The sequence below is a fragment of the Neisseria sp. HMSC067G12 genome (assembly GCF_001812725.1).
GTDB classification, from domain to species: Bacteria; Pseudomonadota; Gammaproteobacteria; order Burkholderiales; family Neisseriaceae; genus Neisseria; species Neisseria perflava.
The window spans coordinates 107,467-120,221 of the sequence record NZ_KV810212.1; the positions used below are offsets into that span (position 1 = coordinate 107,467).

Annotated in this window: 12 protein-coding genes and 1 riboswitch; of the genes, 9 read left to right on the top strand and 3 right to left on the bottom strand. The window is 48.0% G+C overall.

What is annotated here, in order from left to right; all coding sequences use genetic code 11:
• The first annotated feature begins 107 nt into the window (after positions 1 to 107).
• Positions 108 to 1,169: a L,D-transpeptidase gene (locus HMPREF2871_RS08055; protein WP_039862112.1), complete on the top strand. Its 1,062-nt coding sequence runs from the start codon at positions 108 to 110 to the stop codon at positions 1,167 to 1,169.
• A gap of 95 nt (positions 1,170 to 1,264) precedes the next feature.
• Here the strand turns inward: HMPREF2871_RS08055 and queC are convergent, their stop codons facing one another.
• Positions 1,265 to 1,924: a 7-cyano-7-deazaguanine synthase QueC gene (gene queC / locus HMPREF2871_RS08060; RefSeq protein ID WP_004519606.1), complete on the bottom strand. Its 660-nt coding sequence runs from the start codon at positions 1,922 to 1,924 to the stop codon at positions 1,265 to 1,267.
• A 3-nt stretch (positions 1,925 to 1,927) separates the two neighbouring features.
• A riboswitch (PreQ1 riboswitch) is annotated at positions 1,928 to 1,973 on the bottom strand.
• A 71-nt stretch (positions 1,974 to 2,044) separates the two neighbouring features.
• Between queC and HMPREF2871_RS08065 the strand changes: the two genes are divergently transcribed.
• Positions 2,045 to 2,644, top strand: a complete 600-nt coding sequence (locus HMPREF2871_RS08065; protein WP_039862085.1) for a CDP-alcohol phosphatidyltransferase family protein — start codon at positions 2,045 to 2,047, stop codon at positions 2,642 to 2,644.
• Positions 2,645 to 2,695: 51 nt separating this feature from the next.
• On the opposite strand, the gene HMPREF2871_RS08070 is transcribed toward HMPREF2871_RS08065, so the two are convergent.
• Complete coding sequence (locus HMPREF2871_RS08070) at positions 2,696 to 4,342, bottom strand: Pycsar system effector family protein (protein WP_224783392.1); 1,647 nt, start codon at positions 4,340 to 4,342, stop codon at positions 2,696 to 2,698.
• A 382-nt stretch (positions 4,343 to 4,724) separates the two neighbouring features.
• Positions 4,725 to 5,009: a PepSY domain-containing protein gene (locus HMPREF2871_RS08075; RefSeq protein ID WP_004519602.1), complete on the bottom strand. Its 285-nt coding sequence runs from the start codon at positions 5,007 to 5,009 to the stop codon at positions 4,725 to 4,727.
• A 438-nt stretch (positions 5,010 to 5,447) separates the two neighbouring features.
• On the opposite strand from HMPREF2871_RS08075, the gene HMPREF2871_RS08080 reads away from it, so the two are divergent.
• From HMPREF2871_RS08080 to HMPREF2871_RS08110, 7 genes are all read left to right on the top strand, one after another.
• Positions 5,448 to 7,190, top strand: a complete 1,743-nt coding sequence (locus tag HMPREF2871_RS08080; RefSeq protein WP_049344891.1) for a bifunctional alpha/beta hydrolase/class I SAM-dependent methyltransferase — start codon at positions 5,448 to 5,450, stop codon at positions 7,188 to 7,190.
• Positions 7,191 to 7,255: 65 nt separating this feature from the next.
• On the top strand, positions 7,256 to 8,542 hold the full coding sequence (locus HMPREF2871_RS08085; RefSeq protein ID WP_224783390.1) for a dual specificity protein phosphatase family protein: 1,287 nt from the start codon (positions 7,256 to 7,258) through the stop codon (positions 8,540 to 8,542).
• Between the two features lie 2 nt (positions 8,543 to 8,544).
• The gene (locus HMPREF2871_RS08090; RefSeq protein WP_039862080.1) at positions 8,545 to 8,919 is read left to right on the top strand and encodes a hypothetical protein; all 375 of its coding nucleotides are present in this window, start codon (positions 8,545 to 8,547) and stop codon (positions 8,917 to 8,919) included.
• Positions 8,920 to 8,982: 63 nt separating this feature from the next.
• Entirely contained in the window at positions 8,983 to 9,690 is a 708-nt protein-coding gene (locus HMPREF2871_RS08095) for a lysophospholipid acyltransferase family protein (protein ID WP_039862078.1), read from the top strand.
• Positions 9,687 to 10,676, top strand: coding sequence for a phosphatidate cytidylyltransferase (locus HMPREF2871_RS08100; protein ID WP_004519594.1), 990 nt, complete (start codon positions 9,687 to 9,689; stop codon positions 10,674 to 10,676). The genes HMPREF2871_RS08095 and HMPREF2871_RS08100 overlap by 4 nt, the downstream gene beginning before the upstream one ends.
• A 109-nt stretch (positions 10,677 to 10,785) precedes the next feature.
• Complete coding sequence (locus HMPREF2871_RS08105) at positions 10,786 to 11,406, top strand: DUF2238 domain-containing protein (protein ID WP_049344892.1); 621 nt, start codon at positions 10,786 to 10,788, stop codon at positions 11,404 to 11,406.
• A gap of 333 nt (positions 11,407 to 11,739) precedes the next feature.
• Entirely contained in the window at positions 11,740 to 12,747 is a 1,008-nt protein-coding gene (locus tag HMPREF2871_RS08110; protein WP_003748766.1) for a ubiquinone anaerobic biosynthesis protein UbiU, read from the top strand.
• Positions 12,748 to 12,755: the final 8 nt, after the last annotated feature.

The following is a 12,755-nucleotide window of genomic DNA, read 5'->3' on the forward strand; positions in this document are numbered from 1 at the left end:
CTGACTGTCTTCCAATACCGAAAGCGCATATTTTCTCACAAAAACACAGAGTTTCAGGTATCATGCGCCAAAAACTTTCATTTCAATCCCTACAAAAAAAAGACGACATGAAAAAATTATTCCTTGGCCTGACAGCCGCCCTTCTGACCTCGGCCGCTGCTGCAAACACACTTATTCCAGACGTCTCCCCCGCCTCTTCCGGACAACACGTCGTTATCAATATTACGCAACAGCGTTTGTTCCTCTACGACAACGGTAAACTGAGCAAAATTTATCCTGTTGCCGTCGGCAAAGCCATGACCCAAACCAATCTGGGCGAACATAAAATCGGTGCAAAAGCCTACAACCCGGTTTGGCACATCCCTAAATCTATCCAAAAAGAACGCAATGACGGCGTTAAAAGCGTACCGGCCGGCCCAAATAACCCGCTGGGCCCGGTATTTGTCCGCCTTGGCGACCCTAAATTAAGCCTTGGCATTCACGGCACCAATGCCCCTGCCAGCGTACCCGGCGTCCGCAGCCATGGTTGCGTGCGCATGAAATCGCCTGATGCATTAGAATTCGCCAAAACCATCGCAACAGGTTCTCCTGCCTCCGTTATCTACCAAATGGCGAGCCTGAACGAAGATGCCAACCAAAACTTGTGGCTGGCTGCCTATCGTGACCCATACGACAAGAAAAACCTTGATACGGCTGCCCTGAAAAAAAGCATTGCCGCTTGGGCAAAAGCGCACGGTAAAACCATTCCAGCCGCGCGTGTGGATGCAATCCTGAAAGGACGCACCGGAGCGGCAAACTGTCTGACCTGCGCCAAAGGCGTGAAACTCAAATCGCCTTTGAAATCTTTGGCATGGACCAGCGGCACGGATGCTTACAGCAAACCTAAAGTCATGCCGAAACAGGCTCCTGCTAAAGATGTGGTATTGCCTCAAGGTACTGAAATCGAAGTCGATGCTACCGACGATGCAAACAAGGCAGCATCCGAACCGAAACAAAGCGTTCGTCCGACTCCGGTGAAACCGGCAAAACCTGCTGCCAAACCGGCAACCACTCCGGCCGACGCTCCTGCTTCTGCAACTAAAGCCGCTTCCGAACCGGCTACTGCCCCAGCCTCTGCTCCTGTGAAAGATGCTCCGGCAAGCAGCGAGCCGGCAGATTTGCTGTTCTAAGCAGAACAAAATACATAGCCAAAGGCCGTCTGAAATGAATTTTTCAGACGGCCTTTTCGTACAACTGGCTATTGGAAATATATGCCCCTCTTGATTCAGACGGCCTTTTTACTTTTCAAATACTCCGACAAACCACGCTCGCGCAAAATACAGCTCGGACATTCATGACAACCACCGACCACGCCGTTATAACAGGTATGCGTATGCTCGCGAATATAATCCAACACACCCATTTCATCCGCCAATGCCCAAGTTTGCGCTTTGGTTAAATACATCAAGGGCGTGTGGATTTGAAAAGCGTAATCCATGGCCAGATTCAATGTGACATTCATCGACTTGACGAACACATCGCGACAGTCGGGATAACCCGAAAAATCGGTTTCGCACACGCCGGCAATGATATGGCGTATTCCCTGCCCTTTGGCGTAAATGGCGGCATACAGCAAAAACAAAGCATTGCGTCCATCTACAAATGTATTGGGCAGGCCGTCTGAAGCTGTTTCAATAGATACCGTATCATCCATCAAGGCGTTATGCGTAATCTGTTGCATCAGGCTCAAATCGAGTACCGTCTGCTTCACGCCCAAATCTTGGGCAATCCAACGCGCGCGCTCCAATTCGATGGCGTGGCGTTGCCCATATTGAAAAGTGATGGCCTGCACATTTTCACGGCCATAGGTTTGAATTGCCTGAATCAGGCAGGTCGTTGAATCCTGCCCGCCCGAAAAAATAACGAGGGCTTGCTGTTTTTCCATTGTAAATTCCTAGTTTTGTTAACGCGGGAGGTTTGCGAACCGCGTGATTCGAAGATTGACGGATTATAACGGATTTCGTCTATAATCACGGCACTTCGTTTTCTTTTATTCTGCATAATGATGAGTATCTACGCCCTGAAACCAAAATTCCAAAACCTGTTGCGCCCCATCGTTAAGAGACTGTATCAAAAAGGCATTACTGCCAATCAGGTAACCCTGTTTGCCTGCGCCGTTTCCATTTTGCTCGGTTTGCTTTTAGCATTGTTTGCAGGTGTATCCACATTATTCTGGCTTTTGCCGATCTGGTTGTTTGTCCGCATGGCACTGAATGCGATGGACGGTATGCTGGCACGGGAGTTCGGTCAACAATCGGCATTGGGTGGCTATTTGAATGAAATCACCGATATTGTCGCCGATGCTGCTTTGTATCTGCCTTTTGCCTTCATCGCGCCCTTCGGCGGCGTACAAATTGCCCTGTTTATTTGGCTGGCGGCAATGACTGAGTTTTGCGGCGTTTTGGGACAAGTTCATGGCAACAGCCGGCGTTATGACGGGCCATTCGGCAAAAGCGACCGTGCATTCTTTATCGGTGCATTGGCAGTATGGTATGCAATCGCCGGCAGCTTCCATCCGACTTTCTATATCCTTATGTGGCTGGCCTGCGCGGCATTGGTTTATACCTGCTACAAACGTGTCATCAATGGCTTGAAGGCCGTCTGAAACCATAAACTATCGGTTTCAGACGGCCTTTTATCCGTCAGCGAAGATCACTTACTGTTTACCCAGTTGACTGTAATCTACCAACATATACTTGGCAGTAATTTTCTGCGAAGCATTACCTTCGTCACCCATTAGAATCATTTGAGGCTTGCCGTTAACGGTAATCGAATCAACAGCTTCAACGTTGGTGATGTGTTGCAGATTAGGCAGAGAGATTTTTTGCTGTTCATCGGTCGGGTTACCGCTCCAAGTCCACAGTTGTGAAAATTTCTGTCCATTCTCATCCTTCACTTCATTGGCAATCACGTAGGTTTTCAACACAGGATCATAGTTGAGGGAACGGATACCGCCGCCATCAATATCAATCACCGCCACTTCATCAAATTCAGGTTTGGCATTGCGCTCAAACACATCTTTCGGATTGCTGATAAATGCGACCAAAGCCATATTGTTGAACTCAGGATCACGGAAGCCCAAAACAAGACGTTTTTTCACCGGATCAAACGCCATGCCCTCAATATTGATTTCTTCAAAAGAAACTTCTGCCTTGGTTCGCTCACGAATCAAATCATGCAGCTTGTGATCGGTTTCCAAAACCTGCGTCAAATTGTCGTAACTGGTCAGCCCCAACACATTGCCGTCTTGGATTTTAAAGCGCATCAGATGTTCGCGGTCGGGTGAGCGGTTGCCTTTACGGGTGCGCGAATGTGAAGTCAGCGCGTAGATAAAGCCTTCATCATCGCGCGCCAAAGCCTCCAAGTCGCTGAGACGGCGTTTGAAACCGGTAATCACGCGCGTATCCAATGCCTCGTCTTCCACAAACCTGCCCGTTTTATCAATGCTGATGATACTGAATGCATGGTTGGGTTCGTCTTCCGCAATCAGCAAATTACCGTCCGGAAGCTGTTGTACGGCGGAAGGCTCGTACACACCGTTAAACATATTGATTCCCAGCGAACGCAGCTCTGCCGCATTGTTGGCCGGCGGTATCAGCAATGACGGCAATGTTTTCACGCCGATAAACGCCACCAGTGAAGCCAGCAAGCCCCAGCGGAATACCGCGTAAGACAAATTGATGTATTTGAACTGTTTGTCCGCCAACAAACCAAGCCAATAAAGATGGTCGCTCATCTTTTCATAGATTTGTTTACGGTCGCCCATAATCTCCTGCATCATTTCCCAATATTGATCTTTTTGCAGTTTCACACGGTCTTCATAAATCAAAATATTGGGTTGGCTGCCGCCAAAAAAGCGCGTTTCGGTACTACTGAGGCGGGTTTTCAAGTCCCGCAGCTTAGAACGGCCGCGGATAAAATCCTTAAACCATGTCCGCGCCGCCTGCATTTTGCCGATACGTTCCGGCGAAGCAGAAAGCAACGCAAACACGATAGATGCGGCGGCAGTAATCATAAACGTACTGGCCGGAATCAAAAATTCGGGCGACGATGAAAAAATAAACGCGCCCGAAATCATCAGAGCAGACACGATAAAACCATTCAGCGAAATCATAATATTCGCTTTGGTTGCCGCCAGCGCCAACAATTCCATCTCCGAGCGTACGGCGTTGCGGAACATGGTTTCCACGCCCTTATTCGTACCCAACAAATCAGGCGCATTCAAATCTTCGGCTTTATTTTTTTTCTTTTTTGCCTTGTCTTTTTTGCGTTTGGCTTTCTTTTCACTTTTTTCAGACGGCATCTCAGGATGTTCAACTGCTTCCTGACCTTCTACCTCCTCCTGAACTTCTACCGTTTCAGCCGCAACCTCAACTTCGTTTTCAACAGTATTGTTTCGATTGCGATCCCAAAAATCAACGTCCTGTTGGGAATCGGCAGATACGCCGTCGTTTAAAGATTTGTCTTGGTCGCCCATCTGCTTCGGCCGACCATTTTCCTTCCAATCATTCAAATCCATATCATGACTCCCAACATCAAACACTTTGAATTAAATGGAAAATAAAAAGCATATTTAGTTCATTTATTTTAGGTAATTTACATGTAGCTTACATTCTTTAAATACCTAAATAGCAAACTGCCGCAGAACCCCAAAGTCCTGCGACAACCCGCTTTGCATCAAAATATTAATAGTCGATGCGTTCTTTAATAATTTTCAAATCAGGATAAGACAAAACAATGTCGTACTCACGACCATCTTTAAAAGCCTCGATATCCAACACAGGCTGACCTCGACGGCTATCGGCTTCAACATCGTGAACTTGATAGCCGCGTTGTTCCAAAATTTTTACGGCTTTAGCACGATTTTGCTCGAAGTTTTTGTCGCTGTAGATTTTGTGTTCGATATAATCACTGGCACCGGCAGTAGCGGCAGACAAAGCAACGATGGCGGTCAATAAAAATTTTTTCATGTTTGATTTCCTTTTTAAATGTGTATTCGGGTTTCGATGGATGTATTAAAACATGACAAAATTAGCAGTTAATTAGTGCTTGGTTAAACGCAGTAAAGGCCGTCTGAAAACTATTCAGACGGCCTAAGCGATTCCCCTTCAGAAGAAATAAGAGAAAAAATTTGGCAACAATATGATAACGATAAGTCCCGTCTGACTGTGTTTCGTAAATTAATTGCAAAACAAAGAGTTTATGATGATATGTCGGTAGTAGTTTGTAAGGTTATCCACCCCCTATCTAACCCTTTTCACAATCACTGTCATCAGTTTTAAGTGAAATTTGAAACCATCTTTTACCATTTCTCTCCATCATTGCATTCGTCCGTCTATCGGATAGTCATTGCATTTATTCGATATGTCATGATACTGTTCAAAAAATATGACTATTAGGAGTTTCTCATGTCCGAACAGCAAAAATTCTTTTCTACCCAAGACGGTACTTCGCTTTTCTACCGCTATCGCCCTGCTGCTGATGGTTCTTCCGACAAAGCCATTGTGCTGTTCCATCGCGGGCATGAGCACTCCGGCCGGATGATGTTTGTGGCAGATGAGCTAGGTTTTGATGATTTTGCCTATTTTGCTTGGGACGCGCGCGGTCATGGTTACAGCCCTGGTGAACGCGGCGATAGTCCGAGTATCGGTACTTCGGTTGCTGATGTAGATGATTTTATCCGACACATTCAAAGCGAATACGGCATCAAACCTGAAAACATCTGCGTGATTGCACAAAGTGTTGGTGCGGTATTGGTTTCTACTTGGTTGCACGATTACGCGCCGAAAATCCGTTGCGCCGTATTGGCTTCGCCTGCGTTCAAAGTCAAACTCTATGTTCCGTTTGCCCGTACCGGTTTGAAAATTATGCAAAAATGGCGTGGCAATTTCTTTGTCAACAGCTACGTCAAAGCCCACTATCTGACCCACAATGTCGAACGTCAAAAAAGCTACGACAATGATCCGCTGATTGCCCGCGCTATTTCTGTGCGCATCCTGCTGGGTTTATATGAGGCGGCCGAGCGCGTCGTTGCCGATGCACAAGCGATTACTACGCCTATACAACTGTTGATTTCAGGCAGCGATTGGGTTGTTCATCACAAACCGCAACACGATTTCTACAACCGCTTAGGCAGCCATATTAAAGAGCGCCATATCCTGCCCGGTTTCTACCACGATACGTTAGGCGAGCAAGACCGTGAAATCGCATTTGTCGAAATGCGCCGTTTTATCCGCGAGCGTTTCAATCAGCCTTTGCAACAAGTCGATCTGACTCAAGCGCACTTGTTTGGAGACAACCGTCGCGAAGCCGACGAACTGGCTACGCCTTTGCCTGTTTGTACGCCTCGCGGCGCATTTTGGGCAACATATCGCGCCTCGCTCAAACTGGGTTCACGCTGGAGTGAAGGCTTGAGAATCGGTCAAGAAACAGGTTTTGATTCGGGTAGCACGCTGGATTATGTCTACCGCAATCAACCGCAAGGCAGCAACGCTTTCGGTGTATGGGTGGACAAATACTATCTCAACGCCATCGGCTGGCGCGGCATTCGCCAACGCAAAGTCAATATCGGCAAAGCCATTCAGACGGCCTCAGCTAAATTGCGTGAAGCAGGCAAACCTGTACACGTTTTGGATATCGCGTCCGGTCATGGCCGCTATGTATTGGATGCCCTGACTGCCGACACATTGCCTGATTCCGTACGCTTGCGCGATTACAGCCCGATTAATGTCGAAGCCGGCCGCAAACTGATTGCAGAACGCGGCTTGCAAAACACGGTAACCTTCAATGAAGTCAATGCTTACGACCGCGCCAATTATCATGATTTACAGCCGCGCCCTACCCTAGGCATCGTCTCCGGCTTGCACGAATTGTTTGCCGACAACGATTTGATTTTAAACTCGCTCTACGGCTTTGGAGAAGCCATTGAAACCGGCGGCTACCTGATTTACACCGGCCAGCCGTGGCATCCGCAACTGGAAATGATTGCCCGCGCCCTGACCAGCCACAAAGCAGGCAGCCCAAACTGGGTAATGCGCCGCCGCAGTCAGCAGGAAATGGATCAGTTGGTTGAAAAAGCCGGTTTTGAAAAAATCCATCAATGGATAGACGAAGACGGTATTTTCACCGTGAGCTTGGCAGTGAAGAAATAAAAATAAAGGCCGTCTGAACAATTTTTTAACTTTCAGACGGCCTTATTTAAACCATGTACCTATCCATGAAACCTACCCTCAAAACCTCCCTACTCAAGCTGATTTCAGTCGGTATCCTGTTCTACACCAGCTACGGCCTCTCCAACCATTACGCGGCATCGCTGGACTATGTACCTGAAATCGCTTTTGCATGGGAGAGCAATATTCCGTTTTGGGCATGGACGATTGTGCCTTATTGGTCGCTGAACCTGATGTATGCCGCGGCATTTTTTCTTTGCCGTGATACACATGAACAAAACCGATATGTAGCGCACCTTGTAGCCGCCCAACTGATTGCGACTGCTTGCTTTGTGCTGTTTCCGCTGCGTTTCGGGTGGCCTAAACCGCCTGCCGATGGACTGTCAGGCTGGCTGTTTGATTCATTGGCTGCATTTGATTTGCCGTACAACCAAGCGCCATCTTTGCATATTGCGTTGGCAATTATCGTGGGTGCATTTTATTGGACGCGCTTTCCCAAAATCCGCCTGCCTCTTTTCTTATGGCAAAGCCTGATTGCCCTGTCGGTACTGACAACTTATCAACATCATTTTATTGACGTGCCGACAGGAGCATTGCTTGGCTGGCTGGTGTTGTGGGCTTTCCCGCGTCAGATGACTTCGCCGTTAAGACTGGGCTTGAGTGATGTACGCTCAAGAAGGATTGCGTTGCTGTATTTACTTGGCGCGTGTTTGACGGCTTTGCCTGCGCTGCTGGGTGGTGTGTGGCTGTGGTTGATATGGATTAGCGTGTCTTTACTGATGGTATCCTTTGCCTATTTGACTGGAAATGCAAACATATTCCAAAAACAGGCTAACGGTAAATTATCGGTGGCAGCGACGGTTTTACTATTGCCTTATCTGGTGAGCGTACGGCTAAACATGGCGTATTGGTTACGCGGTAAAGCGAAAACGGCACCAGTCCGCAATGATGTATTAATTGGCAGCGTTTTAGGGATTTCAAACCATTTGCCTGTCGTATTGGATGTATGCGCCGAATATCCCTGCCGTAGCTATCAGGGAGCATATCGCGCTCTGCCTTTACTGGATATGGTAACGCCGTCTGAAAACGATTTGGTTCAGACGGCCTTGATATTGGAAACCTTGCGCCAAAAACACGGCAAAGCGCTGGTATGTTGCGCTTTGGGTTATGGAAGAAGTGCCGCAGTGGTGCTGACGTGGCTGCTGGTCTATGGTGGCTGCAAAAACTTGGCGCAAGCGAAGGCCGAACTCAAACAGGCTCGGCCGCAAATGGTATTATCGCCGGCCACCGCCCAAGCAGTTGAAGCTGCGGCCAACCGTTTAAAACAAGGATAATGATGGACAACGCAACCGACAGCCGTATTACTGCCCACCTGCTCTCTACCGCACATTATGTTGCCGCCTGCAATGCCTTGCTGCTCGCCTTGTCGGCAAAATATGGCGGCGCATGGTTTGCGGTGCAACTTGTCTTGGCAGCAGTTTTGCTGTACTGCCATATCCGCATTCACTTCGACCGTCGCGTGTTCCAAGACTTTGCCGACAACCGCTACTCTCCTGAAGACTTCGACCACACCTTACAGCAAAACGGTTTACGCCAAATTTCAGGCAGCCGTACGTTGACCCAACGGATAAACGGCGCACTTTCCTTATGGCGCAAAAGCTTATACCTGACCGCCGCACAATTTTTAATTTTGCTTATCCAAAGCATTTGATTATTTTGGCTAATTTACCCAAACCAGATCTAGAGCGGTATCTCACTCCCAAAGGCAGAAACAATGAAAAACTTCCTCAAAAAACAACTTGCCTGGCTAACTGACCAAGCCTTATGTCTGTCGGTCTCTTTTCTTACGGGCGTACGCCCCAAAAGTCCGCGCGAGCTGACATTCAATCAGCACCAAAAAGTCTATTACGCCAATCACGGCAGCCATGGCGATTTTGTATTGGTGTGGATTTCCCTGCCCCGCCGCTGGCGCTTGTCCACGCGCCCAGTCGCCGGTTCGGATTACTGGCTGACAAGCAAACTCAAACGCTTCATCATTCAAAACGTTTTCAATGCCTTGCTGATTCCGCGCCATAGTGATAATCCGCAAGCAATTACCGAACAGATGAAAGACGCGCTGAACGCAGGCGACTCTTTGATTATTTTCCCTGAAGGCACGCGTAATACTGACGACAACACCATCCTGCTGCCGTTCAAGTCCGGCATTTATCATCTGGCGAAAAGTAAACCCAATACCGAATTTGTGCCGATTTGGATAGACAACATCAGCCGCGTACTGCCCAAAGGCAAAATCCTGCCTATCCCGCTTTTGTGTGAAGTCCATATCGGACAGCCGCTTACTTTGCAGGAAAACGAAGACAAAGACAGCTTTTTGACACGCAGCCGTGAGGCGCTACTGGCACTCAGGCCGTCTGAAAACGACCGCAGCGAGCTTTGCCAAAATGAATCTGAAGTTCAGCAAAACAAAGGAGAACAAGCATGAGCCTTTCTACGACTTCCCAACAAATCATTGTCGAACAAGCCGCCGCTCATCTGACTCCGCAAGCCAGCTATATTTTTGTCGGCGTATTTGCCGTATTGTGTTTTGCCAGCATCATCGGACAATGGCTCAAGCGCAAAAACGGCGCAGATAATGCCACCATTGCCAACCTCAACGCCCGTATTTACGCATGGTGGCTGATGACGTTGGTGTTGCTGGGTGCATTTTGGTTCGGCAAAATCGGGACGGTTGTACTGTTTTTCCTGATTTCATTTGCCGCACTGCGCGAATTTATGACCCTCGTCTATCGACGCCGCAGCGACTATTACAGCATGGTGGTCTGCTTTTACCTGCTTCTGCCGGTGCAATACTATTTCGTCTATGACGGCTGGTACGGCATGTTCAGCATTTTTATTCCGGTTTACGGCTTTTTGATACTGCCGATTATTGCCAGCCTCAGCGGCCAAACGGCACACTTTTTGGAACGCGCCGCCAAAACACAATGGATGGCGATGATTTGCATCTTCTGTCTGTCTCATGTTCCGGCGCTGATGTTTCTGGACTTGGATGGCTTCGATAACGGCAACAATATCCTGTTGCTGATCTTCCTGATTGGCGTGGTGCAAGTATCGGATGTGTTGCAATACGTTTGGGGCAAACTGATTGGCGGTGCAAAAATCATGCCTTCGCTTTCTCCGTCAAAAACTATTTCCGGCACTGTCGGCGGTATTTTATCGGCCACTGCCATTGCCGCGCTGATGGCGCCGATTACGCCGTTCTCTCACGGCCAAGCAGCCATTATCGGCTTTATCGTCTGCCTGATGGGCTTCTTTGGCGGCCTGGTTATGTCTGCCATCAAACGCGATTACGGTGTCAAAGACTGGGGCAATATGATACGCGGCCACGGCGGTATGCTTGACCGTGTGGATTCGATCTGTTTTGCCGCACCCGTGTTTTTCCACATCACCCGTTATTTCTGGAACGGCTAAACTTCAGGCCGTCTGAAAGCTGTTTTTCAGACGGCCTTTAATGATCGAAACTTCCAGTCCTACCAATTCGTTATACAATACGTAACCATTGTTATTACATACACACAACATGGATAAACCCTCTCCAATCTTTCCTATTTTTCTTGCTGCAATTATCTTCGCCCTTATTGTTTGGTCAGGCATTAATCCTCATGACCGCGCAGTCTGGTACGCCGAAATTATCCCCGTAGCATCCGTATTCTTCCTTCTGGTTGCCACCTACCGCATTTTCCGCTTCAGCAACCTGGCCTACTTATTCATGAGTTTTTGGCTGATTATGCATTCCATCGGTGCATACTACACTTTTGCAGATGTACCGTTTGAATCCATCAACCGCTTTTTTGAACCGATTTTGGGCGAAAACCGCAATCATTACGACCGTATTGCCCATTACATCATCGGCTTCTACGCCTATCCAATGGCTGAATGGCTGCTGCGCCGGAAGCTGTGCAACCTGCCGTTGGCCTTATTTTTCTCCCTGTTCTTCATTATGAGCGTGGCTGCCGCCTATGAAATCATCGAATGGCAATATGCCGTCATCGACGGCGGAGAGGCCGGACTGGAATTCTTAGGTTCTCAAGGCGATATTTGGGACGCGCAAAAAGACATGCTTGCCGATACTTTGGGCGCGTTAACTTCTCTGTTTATTTTTGTGTTTACCCGACCCGATAAACGCTTGGGTTTCTCTTAAATCTACCCCTTTAAAGCGAAAGGCCGTCTGAAACCAGATTTTCAGACGGCCTTTTTCATTTTTCCATCGCAATTATTGTAAAAATTAATAAATGCGATAGTTAAAAACATAAGCCGATTTTGAAACAAAATCCGTCATCAAAATTTTTAAGCACATGAAATATATAAAAAACAACGTCTGTTAAGATTTTGTAAACAATATGCCTACGTCAATCTGATTTTTTCGATTTGATTTAAATCAGCATATCTTGTGTCATTAATCCATAAAATATTCGGAATTCTACAAAATATTGATTAACCCGATAGAGGTTATCATCAAGACGAGGAACACAAAATGCAGAAAATTCCAGAATTGGTCTGTCCCGCCGGCAACCTGCCTGCACTGAAAACCGCTGTGGACAATGGTGCGGACACGGTTTACATGGGTTTGAAAGATGCAACCAATGCACGAAACTTTCCGGGACTGAATTTCGATATGAAATCTGCGCGGGAAGGCGTAGCTTACGCCCATGCGCGCGGGCGCAATGTACTGATGGCCATCAATACATTCGCACAAGCCGGCCAAGTGGAGCGTTGGCACGCTGCTGTGGATACGGCGGCGGATTTGGGTGCCGATGCGATTATTGTTGCCGACCCCGCCATCATGGCGTATGCGGCAGACAAACATCCGAATTTACGCCTGCATATGTCAGTACAAGGTTCGGCCACCAATTACGAAGCCATCAATATGATGAAAGAGCTGTTCGGCATCCGTCGTGCCGTTTTGCCGCGCGTGCTGACCATCGATCAGGTCAAACATGTGATTGACAATACTGATGTGGAAATTGAAGTCTTTGGCTTCGGTAGTTTGTGTGTGATGGTGGAAGGCCGTTGCATCTTGTCGAGCTATGCAACAGGCGAATCGCCCAATATGCAAGGTGTCTGCTCTCCGGCAAAATCCGTCCGCTGGGAACAACTACCCGACCGCATGAACGTACGTCTAAACCAGGTATTGATAGACCAATACAAACCCAATGAACCGGCAGGTTATCCAACCTTGTGCAAAGGCCGCTTTGAAGTCAATGATGAGACCTACTATGCTTTGGAAGAACCGACCAGCCTGAATGTTTTGGAAATGTTGCCCGAACTCATCAAAATCGGTGTATCCGCCATCAAAATCGAGGGACGCCAACGCAGTCCGATGTATACGGCGCAAGTAACCAAATCCCTGCGCCAAGCACTGGATGCAGCCGCAGCCGACCCATCGCATTTCAAAGTCAATCCGTCCTGGAACAATGCCTTGAGCAAAGTTTCGGAAGGTCATCAGACAACTTTGGGCGCATACAACCGCCCATGGAAATAAGGGGAAAA

Coding starts and splice junctions, on each gene's coding strand:
- HMPREF2871_RS08055 (WP_039862112.1), top strand. CDS start 108: ATGAAAAAATTATTCCTTGGCCTGACAGCCGCCCTTCTGACCTCGGCC.
- queC (WP_004519606.1), bottom strand. CDS start 1,924: ATGGAAAAACAGCAAGCCCTCGTTATTTTTTCGGGCGGGCAGGATTCA.
- HMPREF2871_RS08065 (WP_039862085.1), top strand. CDS start 2,045: ATGAGTATCTACGCCCTGAAACCAAAATTCCAAAACCTGTTGCGCCCC.
- HMPREF2871_RS08070 (WP_224783392.1), bottom strand. CDS start 4,342: ATGCCGTCTGAAAAAAGTGAAAAGAAAGCCAAACGCAAAAAAGACAAG.
- HMPREF2871_RS08075 (WP_004519602.1), bottom strand. CDS start 5,009: ATGAAAAAATTTTTATTGACCGCCATCGTTGCTTTGTCTGCCGCTACT.
- HMPREF2871_RS08080 (WP_049344891.1), top strand. CDS start 5,448: ATGTCCGAACAGCAAAAATTCTTTTCTACCCAAGACGGTACTTCGCTT.
- HMPREF2871_RS08085 (WP_224783390.1), top strand. CDS start 7,256: ATGAAACCTACCCTCAAAACCTCCCTACTCAAGCTGATTTCAGTCGGT.
- HMPREF2871_RS08090 (WP_039862080.1), top strand. CDS start 8,545: ATGGACAACGCAACCGACAGCCGTATTACTGCCCACCTGCTCTCTACC.
- HMPREF2871_RS08095 (WP_039862078.1), top strand. CDS start 8,983: ATGAAAAACTTCCTCAAAAAACAACTTGCCTGGCTAACTGACCAAGCC.
- HMPREF2871_RS08100 (WP_004519594.1), top strand. CDS start 9,687: ATGAGCCTTTCTACGACTTCCCAACAAATCATTGTCGAACAAGCCGCC.
- HMPREF2871_RS08105 (WP_049344892.1), top strand. CDS start 10,786: ATGGATAAACCCTCTCCAATCTTTCCTATTTTTCTTGCTGCAATTATC.
- HMPREF2871_RS08110 (WP_003748766.1), top strand. CDS start 11,740: ATGCAGAAAATTCCAGAATTGGTCTGTCCCGCCGGCAACCTGCCTGCA.